General features: G+C 64.3%; 17 protein-coding genes and 1 pseudogene. 12 read left to right on the top strand and 6 right to left on the bottom strand.

The window, feature by feature from the left end; genetic code table 11:
• The first annotated feature begins 112 nt into the window (after positions 1–112).
• From IVB48_RS13480 to IVB48_RS13490, 3 genes are read left to right on the top strand one after another with little or no spacing between them, the layout of a single operon-like run.
• Positions 113–2923 carry a PAS domain S-box protein gene (locus tag IVB48_RS13480; protein ID WP_247400340.1) on the top strand — a complete coding sequence of 937 codons (2811 nt, stop codon included), beginning with the start codon at positions 113–115 and terminating at the stop codon, positions 2921–2923.
• Positions 2924–2981: 58 nt separating this feature from the next.
• Positions 2982–3977, top strand: a complete 996-nt coding sequence (locus IVB48_RS13485; protein ID WP_247400341.1) for a P1 family peptidase — start codon at positions 2982–2984, stop codon at positions 3975–3977.
• A gap of 50 nt (positions 3978–4027) precedes the next feature.
• On the top strand, positions 4028–4240 hold the full coding sequence (locus IVB48_RS13490; RefSeq protein ID WP_247400342.1) for a KTSC domain-containing protein: 213 nt from the start codon (positions 4028–4030) through the stop codon (positions 4238–4240).
• Between the two features lie 12 nt (positions 4241–4252).
• Here IVB48_RS13490 and IVB48_RS13495 read toward each other — a convergent pair whose 3' ends face one another.
• A complete protein-coding gene (locus tag IVB48_RS13495; RefSeq protein WP_247400343.1) occupies positions 4253–5047 on the bottom strand; it encodes an EF-hand domain-containing protein in 795 nt (264 codons plus the stop codon).
• Positions 5048–5298: 251 nt separating this feature from the next.
• On the opposite strand from IVB48_RS13495, the gene rpe reads away from it, so the two are divergent.
• The 4 genes from rpe to IVB48_RS13515 all read left to right on the top strand — a co-directional run bounded on the left by rpe (position 5299) and on the right by IVB48_RS13515 (position 6685).
• Positions 5299–6000: a ribulose-phosphate 3-epimerase gene (gene rpe, locus IVB48_RS13500; protein WP_247400344.1), complete on the top strand. Its 702-nt coding sequence runs from the start codon at positions 5299–5301 to the stop codon at positions 5998–6000.
• Between the two features lie 150 nt (positions 6001–6150).
• Positions 6151–6291, top strand: coding sequence for a hypothetical protein (locus tag IVB48_RS13505; protein ID WP_247400345.1), 141 nt, complete (start codon positions 6151–6153; stop codon positions 6289–6291).
• 4 nt (positions 6292–6295) lie between these two features.
• The gene (locus tag IVB48_RS13510; RefSeq protein ID WP_197031140.1) at positions 6296–6472 is read left to right on the top strand and encodes a hypothetical protein; all 177 of its coding nucleotides are present in this window, start codon (positions 6296–6298) and stop codon (positions 6470–6472) included.
• A gap of 21 nt (positions 6473–6493) precedes the next feature.
• The gene (locus tag IVB48_RS13515) at positions 6494–6685 is read left to right on the top strand and encodes a hypothetical protein (RefSeq protein ID WP_007602380.1); all 192 of its coding nucleotides are present in this window, start codon (positions 6494–6496) and stop codon (positions 6683–6685) included.
• A gap of 24 nt (positions 6686–6709) precedes the next feature.
• Here the strand turns inward: IVB48_RS13515 and IVB48_RS13520 are convergent, their stop codons facing one another.
• The 5 genes from IVB48_RS13520 to IVB48_RS13540 all read right to left on the bottom strand — a co-directional run bounded on the left by IVB48_RS13520 (position 6710) and on the right by IVB48_RS13540 (position 11078).
• Positions 6710–8134: a bifunctional serine/threonine-protein kinase/universal stress protein gene (locus tag IVB48_RS13520; protein WP_247400346.1), complete on the bottom strand. Its 1425-nt coding sequence runs from the start codon at positions 8132–8134 to the stop codon at positions 6710–6712.
• Positions 8135–8139: 5 nt separating this feature from the next.
• Positions 8140–8880: a metallophosphoesterase family protein gene (locus tag IVB48_RS13525; protein ID WP_247400348.1), complete on the bottom strand. Its 741-nt coding sequence runs from the start codon at positions 8878–8880 to the stop codon at positions 8140–8142.
• 116 nt (positions 8881–8996) lie between these two features.
• Positions 8997–9602: a hypothetical protein gene (locus IVB48_RS13530; RefSeq protein ID WP_247400349.1), complete on the bottom strand. Its 606-nt coding sequence runs from the start codon at positions 9600–9602 to the stop codon at positions 8997–8999.
• Complete coding sequence (locus IVB48_RS13535) at positions 9595–10281, bottom strand: hypothetical protein (protein WP_027567694.1); 687 nt, start codon at positions 10279–10281, stop codon at positions 9595–9597. Before IVB48_RS13535 ends, IVB48_RS13530 begins: the two co-directional genes overlap by 8 nt.
• On the bottom strand, positions 10278–11078 hold the full coding sequence (locus IVB48_RS13540) for a MotA/TolQ/ExbB proton channel family protein (protein ID WP_247400350.1): 801 nt from the start codon (positions 11076–11078) through the stop codon (positions 10278–10280). Before IVB48_RS13540 ends, IVB48_RS13535 begins: the two co-directional genes overlap by 4 nt.
• A gap of 179 nt (positions 11079–11257) precedes the next feature.
• Between IVB48_RS13540 and IVB48_RS13545 the strand changes: the two genes are divergently transcribed.
• The 5 genes and pseudogenes from IVB48_RS13545 to IVB48_RS13565 form a co-directional block, all read left to right on the top strand.
• Complete coding sequence (locus tag IVB48_RS13545; RefSeq protein WP_247400351.1) at positions 11258–12628, top strand: histidine kinase; 1371 nt, start codon at positions 11258–11260, stop codon at positions 12626–12628.
• 7 nt (positions 12629–12635) lie between these two features.
• The gene (locus IVB48_RS13550) at positions 12636–13286 is read left to right on the top strand and encodes a response regulator transcription factor (protein WP_247362395.1); all 651 of its coding nucleotides are present in this window, start codon (positions 12636–12638) and stop codon (positions 13284–13286) included.
• A gap of 235 nt (positions 13287–13521) precedes the next feature.
• Positions 13522–14559 (top strand): MBL fold metallo-hydrolase, encoded by a 1038-nt coding sequence (locus IVB48_RS13555; protein ID WP_247400534.1) that lies wholly within the window; start codon positions 13522–13524, stop codon positions 14557–14559.
• A gap of 101 nt (positions 14560–14660) precedes the next feature.
• Positions 14661–14960, top strand: a complete 300-nt coding sequence (locus IVB48_RS13560) for a hypothetical protein (protein WP_007612080.1) — start codon at positions 14661–14663, stop codon at positions 14958–14960.
• Positions 14961–15040: 80 nt separating this feature from the next.
• Positions 15041–15154, top strand: a pseudogene (locus tag IVB48_RS13565) (DNA-binding response regulator); the annotation flags it as partial.
• Positions 15155–15240 lie beyond the last annotated feature (86 nt).

Below are 15240 nucleotides of genomic sequence, written 5' to 3' on the forward strand. Positions count from 1 at the left end.
AAATTAAGTAAGCTGTAACCTTCGGTTGAGTCGCGGTGGGTTTTGTCATGATGCGTGCCCAGAACCCGCTACCATGGACGGAAATTCGTTGGGCCAAATGAGATTGGCAAAGATGCTCAAGACCGATCTGCGAGAGCTGCACGTGTCCGCGCCGACCGATCGGAGCACATTCCTTTCGACGCTGCCGGCCACCCCGAAAGATCGCACCGCAGCATTGGCGATCGTGGGCATCTCATCGATCCTGTTCTCAGTGGCCGTGCCCTTCGCAGGTATCCCGCTGCTGCCCGTGCCAGCCTTCGTCGCGAGCTATCAATCCGCCCTTGTGGTCGCGGACATCGTCACCGCGGTCCTGCTGTTGTCGCAGTTTGCGGTGCTCAGGACCCGCGCGCTGCTCGTGCTGGCGACGGGCTATCTGTTCACCGCTGCCGCGGCCGTGGTCCATGCTCTTACCTTCCCCGGACTTTTTTCGCCGACCGGGCTGCTGGGAGCCAACCAGCAGACCACGGTCTGGCTCTACATGATCTGGCACGGTGGCTTCCCGCTCTGCGTGCTGGCCTATGCCTGGCTGAAGGAGGCCGACGGCGGCGCCCGGATCGCGGGCTCGGCAAGCAAGGCGATCTACGCCAGCGTGGTCGGCGTCGCCGCGGTCATGGTCGTCTTGACCTGGATCGTCACTGCCCAGCACGACCTGCTTCCGGTCCTGCTGCGCGACGGCCGTTACACGCAGATCATGATCGGCGTGGTGGCCTTTGTCTGGTCCTTGAGCTTTGCCGCGCTGGTCTCGCTGTGGTTCCGCCGTCCGCATTCGGTCATCGACGTCTGGCTCATGGTGGTGATGTGCGCGTGGCTGTTCGACATCGCGCTGTCGGCGATCGTCAACGTCGCGCGCTTCGATCTCGGCTTCTACGCCGGCCGCGTCTACGGCCTCTGCGCGGCGACCTTCGTGCTCGCAGTGCTTTTGATCGAAAATGTCCGCCTCCAGGCGCACACGCTGGGGCTCGTCGGCAGGTTGCGCCAGCAGTCAGCATTGGATCGCGACTACTATGGCAAGCGCCTTGCGCTGTACGGGGCCGTCGTCGAATCCGCCAATGATGCCATCATTACGAAGACCCTCGACGGTGTCATCACGGGATGGAACAAGGCCGCCGAACATCTGTTCGGCTATGCCGCCGCGGAGGCCATCGGCCAACCGATCGACATCATCGTGCCGGAGGACCGCAAGGCCGAGGTCAGGGGTATCCTGAACAGGGTCGGCGGCAATGAAACGATCGCCCAGCATGAAACGGTCCGGATCCGAAAGGACGGTCGGCCGCTCGACGTCGTTCTCAATGTTTCTCCGCTCAAATCAGCCAACGGACAGATCATCGGCGCTTCCAAGATCGCCCACGACATCACGGAAGAGAAGCAGGCAAGAGAAAAACTGCGCCGCGAGGTCGAGGAGCGGCAACGGATCTTCGAGACTTCGCAGGACCTGATCCTGGTCACCGACGGTTTTGGCAATTTCATCCAGGTCAGCCCCAGCGTGAAGACCATTCTGGGCTTGAGTCCGGACGACATGATCGGGCACAGCGCCACCGAATTCATTCATCCCGATGACCTCCAGAAGACGCGCGACGAGATGCGCGCGGCGCGGCGTGGCGCGGTCAAGCGCAGCTTCGAGGCGCGCTACTACCACTACGATGGTCACGAGGTCACGCTGAACTGGATGGGCACCTGGTCCGATCCGGTCAAGCGCCATTTCTTCATCGGTCGCGACCTCACCGAGAAGCAGGCCGCCGAGGCGCAGTTCAGGCACGTCCAGAAGATGGATTCCATCGGTCAATTGACCGGCGGTGTCGCACACGACTTCAACAATGTGCTGACCGTCATCACCGGCACGATCGGCATTCTGGCGGACGCGGTCGCTGACCGTCCCGAGCTCGCTGCCATCACCAAGCTGATCGATGACGCCGCCGAACGTGGCGCGCAACTGACCAAGCATCTGCTCGCCTTCGCCCGCAAGCAGCCACTCCAACCGCGCGAAATCGACGTCAACGCATTGACGCTTGAGGCCGCAAAGCTGCTGCATCCCACGCTCGGCGAGCAGATCACCATCATGCCGCAACTCACCGAGGATGCGTGGCCGGCACTGATCGACCCGGGCCAGCTTTCCACCGCGATCCTCAATCTCGCGCTGAACGCGCGAGATGCCATGCCCAACGGCGGCACGCTGGTGCTGGAGACCCGCAACATCTTTCTTGACGACGGCTATGCCAGCATGAACCCCGACGTGGTGGCTGGCAATTACGTCATGATCGCCGTCAGCGACACCGGCTCCGGAATCCCGCCGGAGTTGATGGACCGGGTGTTCGATCCCTTCTTCACCACCAAGGAGGTCGGCAAGGGCACCGGCCTCGGGCTCAGCATGGTGTTCGGCTTCGTCAAGCAGTCCGGCGGACACATCAAGATCTACAGCGAGGAAGGCCACGGCACGAGCGTGAAGATCTACCTGCCGCGCTCGAGCGGCGTGCAGGAGACCGAGTTCGAGGCGCTCCAGAACGCGCCCGTCACCGGCGGCCACGAAAAGATCCTGATCGTCGAGGACGACGCGCTGGTGCGCCAATATGTCGTGACCCAGATCAAGAGCCTCGGCTATGTCGCCCTCGAAGCCGGCAATGCGGCCGAGGCCCTCGTCATTATCGACGCCGACAAGGACATCGACCTGCTGTTCACGGACGTCATCATGCCCGGCAACATGAACGGCCGCCAGCTCGCCGACGAGGCGGCTCGCCGCCGCCCCGACCTGAAGACGCTGTTCACCTCGGGCTACACCGAGAACGCCATCGTCCATCACGGACGGCTCGATTCCGGCGTGCTGCTGCTGGCAAAGCCCTACCGCAAGTCCGAGCTCGCCAAGATGCTGAGGACCGCGCTCGCGGGTTGAGCCTGCGGCATCCCTGCGATATCGCTGAAGCGGACGCCTTTCAGCCTGCGGAGCCGCCTTGAAAAACCTTCTCACCGATATCGCCGGCGTCCGCGTCGGCCATGCCGAGGATGCGAAAATTGCCACTGGCACGACCGCGATCATCTTCGACGCCCCCGCAGTTACGGCCATCGATGTTCGCGGCGGCGGCCCCGGCACGCGCGAAGACGCGTTGCTCGACCTCGCCAGCACCGTCGATCGCGTTGACGCCATTGCGCTGTCCGGCGGCTCAGCCTTTGGAATCGACGCCGGCGGCGGCATCCAGGCCTGGCTCGCCGAACAAGGCCGCGGCTTGCGGATTCGCGACGCGGTGATTCCGATCGTCCCGGGCGCGATCGTTTTCGACCTGCTCAACGGTGGCGACAAGGCCTGGGGACGCTTCGCGCCCTATCGCGATCTCGGCTACGCCGCAGCGTTGGCCGCCAGCGACGATTTCGCGCTGGGCAGCGTCGGCGCCGGCCTCGGTGCCACCACCGCAACCTTCAAGGGCGGACTGGGGTCGGCCTCCGCGGTCCTGGCCAATGGCATCAAGGTCGCTGCGATCATCGTCGTCAACGCGGTCGGCAGCACAACCGTTGGCGAGGGGCCTTGGTTCTGGGCTGCACCGTTCGAGGAGAACGGCGAGTTCGGCGGGCGCGGCCTGCCGTCCGCGTTCACGCCGGACATGCTGGCGATGCGCATCAAGGGCGGACCCGCCGCGAGCGCACGTGAGAACACCACGATCGGCCTCGTCGTTACCGATGCCATGCTGACCAAGGCCCAGGCCAAGCGGCTTGCGATGATCGCGCATACCGGGTTCGCCCGTGCGATTTATCCTGTGCATGCCCCAACCGATGGCGACGTGCTGTTCGCCGCCGCAACGGGCGAGAAGCCGATCGAGCCGCTGGTCGGCCTCACCGAACTGGGAACCGTCGCCGCCAACGTGGTCGCACGCGCGATCGCTCGCGGCGTCTACAATGCGACGGCCCTGCCGTTTGCCGGCGCGCTGCCGGCGTGGAAGGATCGGTTCGGCTAGAAACGAAACGGCTGACACGGCGTTACCCTGACGGGCCAAGGTGCACCGCCATGCCGTCTTCCGTGATCCGGTTTTTCCGTTATGCGCCCGAGACTCGCGAGCTGAAAGTGACTTTCGTCAGCGGACGCCTTTATGTCTACGAGGACGTTTCGCCCGAGGTCGCCGCGGCGTTCAGGAATGCGCGCTCAAAGGGTACATTCTTCAACCGCGAAATCCGCGACCGTTATCTCTACCGTGACATCACTCACGAATATGCAGGCTAGCCGTGAGCAAGGTTACACGCTCATCGACATCGATGAACCGACAGCCGCTGAGGCACCTTGTCCCTGCCCGCCCTGCCGCTGCATCAACTGCGCGAACAGATCGTACGCCGAATTACGGGGGCTGGAGGCGCCCGGGACCGTCGTCGACATCTTGAAGCCGTCGGCGTAGGTGACGGTGGTGGTGGTCGAGCCGTCGGCGCCGGTCGTCGAGGTCGAGGTCGAACCGCCGCTGGACCGCGAGGAGGAATCCGAACCGCCGCCGGACGCATCGCCCGCACCTTGCGCGTGATGGTGGCCGCGATGGCCGCTCTTCAGCACCTTCGACATCTCATCGAGGCTGACGCTGCCGTCGGTATTCGTATCCAGCTTAGAGAACACGTCGTCGGCCAGCGCGAGGTTGGTGCCGCCGGCGCCGAGCGCATTCTCGAATTCCGACTTGGTGATCTTGCCGTCGCCGTCGCCATCGATCTGCGAGAACAGATCCTTCAGGGCGGCGTCGCGGCGCGTGGAGGACGAGGATATTGAACTGGACGAGGTCGAGCTCGCTGCGCTGCTCGTACTGTCCGAGGATTGGCTCTGTGCGGCGAACAGCGCGTTCATCGTCTCCGGCGAGATCTGCGGGGTTTTGCCCGCATTGACCGACGAGGTCGCGCCGGTCGTGCTGTTGCTGCCACTGTCGATCGCGAACGGATTGGTCGCAGGCTTTTGCGAGGACCCCGTCTTCTGCGTCGACGAGGACGATTTCGAATTCGTCAGCGACTGGATCGCGTCGAGCGCGCTCGATACGGCCCCAAGAGCGAACAACATTGCACAACTCCAACCGATGCGGCATGCCGCGGCCAATGTTCTGTTCAGGTGAAGTCAGCAAGCGCCGTGCCAGCGCAAAAAGCTCAATGAAATCCGCTTTCACCGCGCTTTGCACGGCCCGGGAACACCGGCAATTCATGCCGGTCGCGGCAGAAATTTCCGCCCACAGGAAGCACGCCGCCCCTGCATTGCCCGGCTGAGAGGCCCATGTTAGGCGAGTCCATCTTTCACGGCCGCCACGGGAAACCGCCATGACCCAAGCCTTCGCTCCCCGCCCCCTGGCAATCGCGCCCTCGATCCTGGCCTCGGACTTCTCCAAGCTCGGCGAAGAGGTGCGCGCCGTGGACGCCGCCGGAGCCGACTGGATCCATCTCGACGTCATGGACGGGCACTTCGTTCCCAACATCTCGTATGGCCCCGACGTCATCAAGGCGATGCGCCCGCACACCAAGAAGATCTTCGACGCGCATCTGATGATCTCGCCCTGCGACCCCTACCTGGAGGCCTTTGCGAAAGCCGGCTGCGACCACATCACCGTGCATGCCGAGGCCGGTCCCCATCTGCACCGCTCGCTTCAGGCGATCCGCGCTCTCGGCAAGAAGGCCGGCGTTTCGCTCAATCCGGGCACGCCGATCAGCGCGCTCGAATACGTTCTGGACCTGGTCGACCTCGTGCTGGTGATGTCGGTCAATCCCGGCTTCGGCGGCCAAGCCTTCATCCCCTCCGCGATCGGCAAGATCCGCGACATCCGCGCGATGACGGCGGGCCGTCCGATCGACATCGAAGTCGACGGCGGCGTCGGCCCCGAAGTCGCAGGTCCCCTGGCCGCAGCCGGGGCCAACGCCTTCGTCGCCGGCACGTCCGTGTTCAGGGGCGGCACGCAGGACGCCTACAAGACCAACATCGCGGCGATCCGCAACGCCGCCGCGGGCGCGCGTGGCGAGGCGATCTGAGGGCCCGCTCGGCTCCAGCAGACGTGCGGCTTCTACGGGTGTTGCGGCGCGCAATGCCTAAATTTGCAACCTTGATCCGTACTCCTCCGGGCTTCCCTGATTCGCGCAAATCACCGCTAGTGATTCTTGCCTGTTTCGCGGGAGCACATCATGACGACGACCCTGGTTTGGACTGGCGTGGCGTTGTGGCTTGGTTTTTGTGCGTTTGTTGTGTTTGGTCCATCAGCCGGACCGGTGAAGGTCTCGGTACGCTCGGCCCGCATCGCCCGTCGCGGCTGGTATCGGGCCTGACCCCATGCAGATCGCGCTCGTAAAGCGTCAGCCGAAGCGCCGGTGCCGCATCCCGCGGCGCCCGCATCCTGACCTCGATTTTTTCTTCGGTCGGCTCGAACGCACCGAAGGCGAGATGCGCGACGACACCGGGCCCGACATGGACCTGGATCATCCGCTCCGGTCACCGCGCCGGCATTGAATTCTTTTCTGGACCAAGCTCATGAAGCCGCATTGCCCGAACTGCCTGAAAGAAATGACCAAGGCGTCCGCGTCGCGTAACCTGTTCAACTGCGAGCCCTGCCGCGAGATCATCCAGTTCTTCGGCGGTAGCGCGGATCACGGCGAGCCCGGCCCGCAATTCTCCTGGCCGATCCGCCGCAAGCGCTCCGTCCACACCGCTCACGCGGCCTGAACCTCCAGGATCCAGAGCGCCGCCCTATCCGGCCTCTTCGCCCGCATCCGCAGCCATTCGCGGCGGCCGTACCACGGTAACGGTGCAGGCCGCTTCCGAGGCCACCTTGGCCGAGACGCTGCCGAGCAGCGTGCGCCTGAACGAGCCCTGCCGCGCGCCGATGATGACGTGGTCGACGTGGTTGACCTCGCAAAACTCCAGGATGGCCGCCGCGGGATCGACGGCTTCCAGCACGTGAGCCGACAGCCGGCTCTCATCGAGCTTGAGCGGAGTGGCCCAGTGCCTGAGCGCCACCAACCGGTCGATATGCTTGTTGGAGCCCTGCTCATCCAGCGTCCTGTCAATCGCGATGCGGTTGAGCTTCAGCACGTTGAGACATGCGAGCCGCGCCGACGGCAGCGTGGCGAGAATGCGTTCCGTCGTCATGCGCAGAGCCTCGTTCAACTCCGGCTCGCCTTCCGCCGTATCGAGCGCGACCGCAACGATCGGGCTTGATGCGAGCTGGGCTGCGACATCCGATTTCGCGCGGGGCGCCATGACACCCTGGTTGAACCGGCGGCGCCAGGCGACGCTGAGCGGATCGCGCTTCATTCGCTCCGAGCGCATCGTGAGCCTGATCTGGTCCGGATGGGTCAGATCGAAGGCGAGCTGCGACGCCGTCGGATAGCGCCGCACCGGCTCGATCTCGAGGCACCGCAGCACCACCTCCTGGAGCCAGCGCGGATAGTCGGCGCGCAAGCCGCGCGGCGGGTGCGGATCGCGCCACAACCGGCGCCGCATCGCACGCAGCGTCTCGCCCTCGCCGAACGGCCGCTCGCCGGTCGTGAAGAAATAGAGCAGCACGCCAAGCGAGAACAAATCGCTGCGCGGATCGTCGCGCACCCCTGACAGCCGTTCAGGCGCCATGTAGGGCGCGGTGCCGTAAGGCAGGCGGAATTCCTCCTGCAACAGGTCCGGCAGGTGGTTGTGATGCGACAGGCCATAGTCGATCAGCACCGCCTCGCCGCTCTCGCGGAACATGATGCTGCTCGGCTTGATGTCGTGATGGATCACGTTCTGCCGGTGCAAATCCGCCAGCCCCGTCGCGATCCTGGCGACGAGTTGCCGCGCCTCGTCATACGGCAGCGGCAGGTCGGGCAGCCGCTTGTAGAGCGTTGTCCCGGTGATGCGCTCGATTACGACATAGGCTTGGCGGGCGAAATCGCCGGTGCCGAAGCTTGAGGGCACGTGCGGCCCGGCCAGCCGCGGCAGGATCATCATTTCCATTTCGAAGGAGACGATCGCCGCGGGATCCTCGCCCTCCGACACCCGCGGAATCTTCATCAGCAGCGGCACCTCGATGCCGGGATGGGTGACCGTCCACAGCGTCGCCATGCCGCCGGCATGGACGCATTCGCCAATGGTGTAGCCGTCGATCTCTGCGCCTGATTTGACGAGGGGTTTCGGCATCGCCTCTAGCGCCCCTGCGACAATCGGTCGGCGAGCCAGTGCGGCAGGCCGTTCTCACGGATCCGGTTCGCGGCCGTCTCGACATCGTAGGGCGCGCGGCAATAGGTGATCAGGCAGGTGACCGTATCGAACAGCACGAAAGCCGCGGATGGATCGCCATCGCGGGGCTGGCCGACCGAGCCGAGCACCGCTAGCCATTGCCGCCCGCGCAGCAGCGGTACGGAGACGTCGGTCTTGGGCACGAGTCCCGACATCTTCGCCGTCACCGACATCGAATAGATCGCCGGGCGGTGGATGTGGCCGCAGAACGTGACATGAGCGGGCGTCGCGATCAGGCTTTTGGCGGCGTCCGCCGTCGATCGGACATAGTGCCAGCTCAGGGGGCTGGAGGCTTCCGAATGCACGAACAGACGATCGCTGTCCTCCACCAGCATCGGCAATTCCGCCAGGAACCGCCGCTGCGCGGTGTCGAGCCGGCCGCGGGTCCATTCGATCGCGATTTGCGCCTCGGCATTCATGGTCTCGGCGGAGGAATTCACCGCCTGGTCATGATTGCCGCGCACAGCGACGGCGCCCTGGGCGACCAGCTCCATCGCGGTATCCACTACCCATTCCGGGTCGGCGCCATAGCCCACGAAGTCGCCAAGCAGGATGAACCGCTCGGCGCCACGCGCCCGCGCGACTTTCAGGCACGCCTCGAACGCCTGCCGGTTGCCGTGGATATCCGAGAAGACAGCGAGAAGCACGCACCCTCCACCCTCGAACCTTATTGGGAGCCGATAAGGCCAAATTGAGGGAGGTCAAAAACATGCGCCAGCGGCGCGCGGTTTGCCAGCGCTGCCCTGTCGCGATGGTGAAGAGCCTATTGCTCGTCCTTCGGCGGCATCCGGGGCGGCGGAATCGGGGCGAACACGGCGCCCTGCGCGCCGGCCGGTGGCGCCAGGAATTCGCCGGTCGAGGAATCGCCTCCGCTCGTCTCCATGATCGTCTTGGGCGTCACATATTCCCTGACCATGTCGATGAGGCTGCCATCGCCGCCGCCGAAATCGGCAGCCCGGCCGCCTTGCGGATGTCCCAGCGCGATCTCGTTCTCCGCCGCATGGGTCTTGTCGGCCAGCCTGTCATTGTAGGGCACACGAAAGGCGCGCGGTATGCCGCTTGGGCGATTGTCCTCGTCGAGCTGCTCGACCCAGAGATAGATCGAGCCGGGATCGCCTTCCAGCGAATGCGGCTCGACGATGCGGGCCTTCAGCAGCTTGAAGGAGGCCGGCAGCCGGTCGGCGCTGGCCCAGCCGAGCAGCCCGCGCATTTCCGTGAAGCTGACGACATAGAAGGCGCTGGTCACGACCACCGCAACGGCCTTGATCGACCAGTGCAGCCGCGCATAGACCAACACGACCAGCAGCAGCGCGCCGATGACGGCGTAAGCTATCGATAGCGTGAGGATGACCGTCTGCAGGCTAGTCACGGCGCACCCTTACAGCGTTCTTGCTCACGCCAGTGCTCGGGTCGAGATCGGCGCCGTTGCGCCAGCCGCTGCGAAACGTCTCCAGCAGCGATTTCGGCCGCTGATCCACATTGACGACCTTGCCCTCGGCATCGAGCCGGAACCGCACCGCGGTCTTCTCGTCGCCGGTGTGATCGACCGTGAACTTGTTGTCGAAGACCACTTGCGCCGTGGGATTGAGCTTCTGCACCTTCACATTGGCTGTGACGGGTTCGCCTGTCGTCGCTACGAAATGTGAGACATTGACGGTGTATTCGCCGGGAACGATGCCCCGTACCGTGACGATCTCCTCGCGGATCGGCGAGGCAATCTTCTTGCCGTTGACCACGATGAAGTCGTTGGCTCCGCCGCGGTCGTCGCGGTCGAGCGTGAGGAAACCGGCCTCGCGGTGGCGATACCAGGCGATGTTGCCCACGGGATCCTGCACGAACAGGTCGAGATCATCGGGATGGCTGTCGGGCCAGTCCAGCGTGATCATGAACTCTGCCTTGGAGTCGATCTTGCCGTCCTTGGCGTCCGGCGAGACCGCGAGCAGCGCGAGGAAGAACAGGAAAGCGATCACCTGGAGCGCCTTGAACAGCATCACGCCCAAGGGATCGAACGGCTCCTCGCGCGGATAGAGACCGAAATCATCCATCATGTCGCGATTCCAGCGCCCTTGAGTCCAGAACTCTTGATTCCAGAACCCTTGCGCTCCAGCACCGGCGTCACATAGGTCTCGGTCAGCACCACCGCATCCGAGAACACCTTCTGGGTCGCGGCGTCCAGCATGTAGTACTGGATGCGGACCAGGATCGAACCGACGAGGCCCGCCAGCGTCGTGTACATCGCGACCGCCATGCCGTCGCTCATCAGCCCCATCGAGGACCGCATCGCGACCTTGTCGGCAGCATCCAGCCCCGCGATTGGCGCCAGCATGATGATGAAACCGACGATGGTGCCGAGCAGGCCGAGCTTCATCAGCGTATCCGAGACGAAGGCCCCGAAGCCGTTGGAGCCGCGCAACCGGTCGGCAAGCGTCCGCAGCAATAGGGTCTGGTCGACCGGGCGGTAGTCCTGCGCCGCGGCCTTGGTTACGAGGCTCTCGATGTGATCACGCACCAGCCCGCGCGGCAGCGCAGCCGCGCCGGCGTCGAGCGCCCTCCCGCCCTCGGGCGCCGCGAGCACCGCGCGGCAGCGCCGGGCCGCCGCGCCCTCACGGGCGATGGCCCGCGTGCGCAGGAAGCAGTGACCGCAGGTGAGCACATAGAGCAGTGCGATCACGCTGGAAATGTAGGTCCGGTCCGAGGTCAGCATCAGGCGGATCAGGCCGAACCGCCACAGCAGCACGACGGCGAAGATCGAAAGCCCGGTGAAGATCATCCAGAACAGGAGCGCGCTGCGCTCGGATGGGTCGGCAGCAGGCCCCGCGATCGGCCCAATCGTCATCGAACTCATGCTGCACTGCTCCTGGCCGTGAATTCCGCCCATTAGATCAAAGCCGCCGCGCCCGGTCCAAAGAGCCATGCCCAATCCGGCTTGGGAAATTTGCCCGAGCTGCCATCTTGCCGTGCCTCGCAATTGGCAAGGCGCGGCGGCGTTGTTAGGCTGACCTTACCAAATTTTGGGGTGATCGCATGCGCCTTGTGCTTCAGCTTGTCGCCCGTCTGCTTCTCATCGTCGCGCTTTGCCTCGGGGCGGCGACCATCTGGGCCACGTTCGACGCCTATCGCAGCGTCGACCGGGCGACTGCGGCCTCGGCGCAGCGGGTCGCCCAGGCGCTGCAAGCCCTGTACTGGCGCGAATTCTTGTTGCGTAGCAGCAGAACACGCGAGCAGCTTCTGCCAGTTCCGGAGTGGCGCACGCTGGAGACGATGAAGCTGATCTCACCCGGCGTCTGCGTCGAATTCCAACCGGCCATCGCATTCGAAAAGCCGCTCTGCGGCCAGAGCGAGGGGCTCGGCAAGGCGCCGCCGCGCTGGTTTGCATCGATTGTGCCGACCTTCCTCGGTAGCCATGCCGAAGCGATACGGCCCGTCAGTCCCCGCGCGGCGACCGCCGGAACGGTGGTCGCGACGCCGGATGAAACGGCCGCCATCTCGCTCGCCTGGGAATACATCCTCAACGTGATCGACGTCGCGCTCTTGATGGCGGCGGCGATCGCGCTCCTGGCTTCGCTCGCGATCGCGCATGCGCTGGCGCCGGCGCGCACGATCGTGATCGCCTTGCAGCGCATGGCCCGCGGTCAGTATCGCACTAAACTGCCGCGCTTCCGCTCGATGGAGCTGGCGATGATCGGCAGCGCCGTCGGCGAGCTCGGCGGCCGGCTGGAGGAAGCGACCGAGCAACGCGCGGCGCTGACGCGGCGCCTGATCGAGATCCGTGACGACGAACGCCGCGCGCTCGCCCGCGAGCTGCACGACGAGTTCGGACAAAATCTCTCGGCCATCCTCGCCTTCGCCAACACCATCGAGACGGCGAGCACGAAGGCAGACAAGCACAACGATATCGTGCAGGACGCGCGGATGATCTCGCAGGCCACGCATCATCTGATGGCCTCGCTGCGCGACGCGCTGAAGCGCCTGCGCAATCCCCTGCCCGCCGAGCTTGGGCTGGAGGCGAGCCTCGTGAATTTGGTGGATAGCTGGCGCTCGCAGAGCGCGGCGCGGCCCACGATCCAGCTCGATCTCAAGGGCGACTTCACCGACATCAGCGGCCTGGCTGCCACCACCGCCTATCGCGTCGCGCAGGAATGCCTGACCAACGCGCTGCGCCACGGCGCGGCACGCGAGATTTCGCTCAGCGTGGAACGGCGCGCGGGCGACGACGATGCATTGCTGATCCGTGTCGAGGACGATGGCGGCGGCGACGCAGCACGCGTAAAGCAGTCGGCCGGCTTTGGCCTCACGGGTATCCGCGAGCGCGTCGCAGCGGCCGGCGGCTCATTCTCGATCCTGCCCGCCCGAGGCGGACTCAGCGTCGCCGCCACCATCCCGCTCGCCGCGTGAGGCCGGCATGAACGAGATTACGGCAACAGGCATCTCCGTGCTGCTGGTCGACGACCATCCGATCGTGCGGCAAGGCTATCGGCGCGTGCTGGAAAGCCAGGGCGATCTGCATGTCGTGGCGGAAGCCGACAACGCCGCGGATGCCTACAGCGCCTTCAAGGCGCGCGATCCCGACGTGGTCTTGCTGGATATCTCGATGCCCGGCGCGAGCGGGCTGGAAGCCATCCGCAACATCCGCGCGCGCAGCCCGCGGGCCCGGATCCTCGTCTTCACCATGCACAACGAGGCCGTGCTGGTGAAGGCAGCCTTCAGTGCCGGCGCCAGCGGCTTCGTCACCAAGAGCAGCGAGCCGTCCGCGGTCGTGTCCGCGATCCGCAGCGTGGCGCGCGGCGAACGCGCCATGAGCGACGACATCGCGCACATCCTGGCCGAGGATAGCCTGTCGGCGGGCTCGGCGCTGGATCAACTGGGCGAACGCGAGATCGAGATCCTGCGCCAGTTCGCCGGCGGCGCCACGACCGAACAGATCGCCGCGCATCTCAATCTCAGCGTCAAGACGGTGCAGAACTATCACTATCTGATCAAGACCAAGACCGGAGCGCGTACGGATGCGCAGCTCGTGCGGTTGGCGGCCAATTGTGGGCTGACCAGAATCTAAAGCCTGACGCGAGCGCTTGCTGCGACCAGAATCTGGCTCCCAACTGGCCATTCCAACGAAGGTCTCCAAATCTCTCTTAGATTGTGCTAGGTTTCACCACAGGCACGGCATCCAGCACCAAGCCGCCAGCGGATGTGCGTCCGGCTCCGATCTTTCGTCGAGAGCCAGTTTGGACGGCTCTCGAAGCCGCCCTCGTTCCCGTTGTATGTCTTGCGCGACAACAGGAGACGCTTTCATGAACATCAGGGACAGTCTTCTCGCAGCACTGATCGCCTTCAGCGCTTTCGCGGCCGGGCTCACCGAAAGCGCGGCAGCTGACGCGAAAAACCAGATCACGATTCTCTATGACGCCTTCGGCACAGATGAGGCGATGACGAAGGACTGGGGCTTCTCCGCCCTTGTCGAAATCGCGGGAAAACGCATCCTGTTCGATACCGGTAACGATCCCGAAATCTTCGCGGCGAACGTGAAGGCCAAGGGAGTTGATCTCTCGGACCTGGACTTTGTCGTTCTTTCGCACCGCCACTCCGATCATATGGCCGGCTTGTCCTACCTCCTGAGCATCAATCCGACGGTCAAGATCTACGCGCCAAAGGAAGGATTTGGCATCTACGGCTCGTCTCTGCCGTCCGGCTTCTACCGCAAGGACGAGGCTTTGCCGCCGGAGATGCGGTACTATGCAGGCAAGCCGCCCGCGGTGATGAAGTTCGGCACGGCATGGGCCCACGCGAACTTCGAACTGATCGATCAGACCACCGAGATCGCTCCCGGTATCACACTTATCTCGCTGATTTCCGATGCACCGGGCACGAGAGAACTCAAGGAGCTGTCCTTGGCCGTCAACACGGCCGACGGCATGGTCCTTCTGGTCGGTTGCTCGCATCCCGGGATCGAGCGCATCGTCGAAGCGGCGACGGGTATCAATCCCAGGATTCATCTCATCGCGGGGGGATTTCATCTGGTCGTCGCACCTGACGAAGCTATCGCGAAAGTCGTTACCGCCCTCAAGGACAGGTTCAAGGTCGACAGCGTAGCCCCGGGACATTGCACCGGCGAGCCGACTTTTGCCGCGCTCAAGAAGGCGTTCGGCGACAACTATCTCTACGCAGGCCTCGGCACGTCGATTCCGGTTGCAACGGTTGCGGGCGTGAATGTCAGGCGCGGGGAAGGTCCGACGCTCGACGACCTTGCGACCTATCGCAAACTCGCTGGGCGCGAAGACCTGTTCGGCATATTGCGCTTGCGCAGCTCGCATTTGGCGCCCGCGCTTTAGGGCGCTGGCCCGGGGCTCGCACTTTAAATCATGCTGTGACCGGTAGGATTGGAACTGACACCGTCGCGCCGTGGTTAGTAGCGGAGTGAGGGAGTTGCGCCATGAGTAAGGCTATTCGCGAAGCCATCCATCATCCCCCGATCATCACTGTCGGCGAGCTCATCGATGAACTCTGCCGTCTGCCAGACACAGCGACGATCCAATTCCACTGCCCCATTCTCGAACAGGAACTTGCGTTCTACCGCCTTCGAAAGCGGTCAAAGGACGTGGTCGAAATCGAAGTCAATACCTATCCGGAAAGCCCGTCGGTCGTGCCATCGGCCAACGCCGCCTTACGTGCGCGAAAAAAGACCCATCATCCGCGCTCGCTCGGCAATGGCAGCGTTGCCCATAAGGTCTGAGATAGAAACCGACAGGTCCCGTCAGGTGTCGCGGCTTCGGACCGCGCGAAGGAAGTCCGGCCGACGCCTTCAGCCCGCGCAATACCAGCGCGAGCGTCAAGACGCTGCAGAACTATCATTATCTGATCAAGACCAAGACCGGCGCGCGTACGGATGCGCGGCTCGCAGCGGCCTGCAGGCTGACGAATTTCTAACGTCGTGCGAGCTCCGTTACCCGCGCGCCGAAGTTCCTCCGGCCGCAATGAAATCCAACCCAAAGCAAATCTCCGCCATCAACTCC

Origin of the sequence: Bradyrhizobium sp. 76 (genome assembly GCF_023073025.1) — a bacterium.
In the GTDB taxonomy this organism is placed as follows: domain Bacteria; phylum Pseudomonadota; class Alphaproteobacteria; order Rhizobiales; family Xanthobacteraceae; genus Bradyrhizobium.

Bases quoted from the DNA above. Each gene is read 5' to 3' on its own strand.
- IVB48_RS13550 (WP_247362395.1), top strand. From the start codon at position 12,636: ATGAACGAGATTACGGCAACAGGCATCTCCGTGCTGCTGGTCGACGAC.
- IVB48_RS13560 (WP_007612080.1), top strand. From the start codon at position 14,661: ATGAGTAAGGCTATTCGCGAAGCCATCCATCATCCCCCGATCATCACT.
- IVB48_RS13535 (WP_027567694.1), bottom strand. From the start codon at position 10,281: ATGATGGATGATTTCGGTCTCTATCCGCGCGAGGAGCCGTTCGATCCC.
- IVB48_RS13490 (WP_247400342.1), top strand. From the start codon at position 4,028: ATGCCGTCTTCCGTGATCCGGTTTTTCCGTTATGCGCCCGAGACTCGC.
- IVB48_RS13540 (WP_247400350.1), bottom strand. From the start codon at position 11,078: ATGAGTTCGATGACGATTGGGCCGATCGCGGGGCCTGCTGCCGACCCA.
- rpe (WP_247400344.1), top strand. From the start codon at position 5,299: ATGACCCAAGCCTTCGCTCCCCGCCCCCTGGCAATCGCGCCCTCGATC.
- IVB48_RS13555 (WP_247400534.1), top strand. From the start codon at position 13,522: ATGAACATCAGGGACAGTCTTCTCGCAGCACTGATCGCCTTCAGCGCT.
- IVB48_RS13515 (WP_007602380.1), top strand. From the start codon at position 6,494: ATGAAGCCGCATTGCCCGAACTGCCTGAAAGAAATGACCAAGGCGTCC.
- IVB48_RS13505 (WP_247400345.1), top strand. From the start codon at position 6,151: ATGACGACGACCCTGGTTTGGACTGGCGTGGCGTTGTGGCTTGGTTTT.
- IVB48_RS13480 (WP_247400340.1), top strand. From the start codon at position 113: ATGCTCAAGACCGATCTGCGAGAGCTGCACGTGTCCGCGCCGACCGAT.
- IVB48_RS13545 (WP_247400351.1), top strand. From the start codon at position 11,258: ATGCGCCTTGTGCTTCAGCTTGTCGCCCGTCTGCTTCTCATCGTCGCG.
- IVB48_RS13510 (WP_197031140.1), top strand. From the start codon at position 6,296: ATGCAGATCGCGCTCGTAAAGCGTCAGCCGAAGCGCCGGTGCCGCATC.
- IVB48_RS13495 (WP_247400343.1), bottom strand. From the start codon at position 5,047: ATGTTGTTCGCTCTTGGGGCCGTATCGAGCGCGCTCGACGCGATCCAG.
- IVB48_RS13520 (WP_247400346.1), bottom strand. From the start codon at position 8,134: ATGCCGAAACCCCTCGTCAAATCAGGCGCAGAGATCGACGGCTACACC.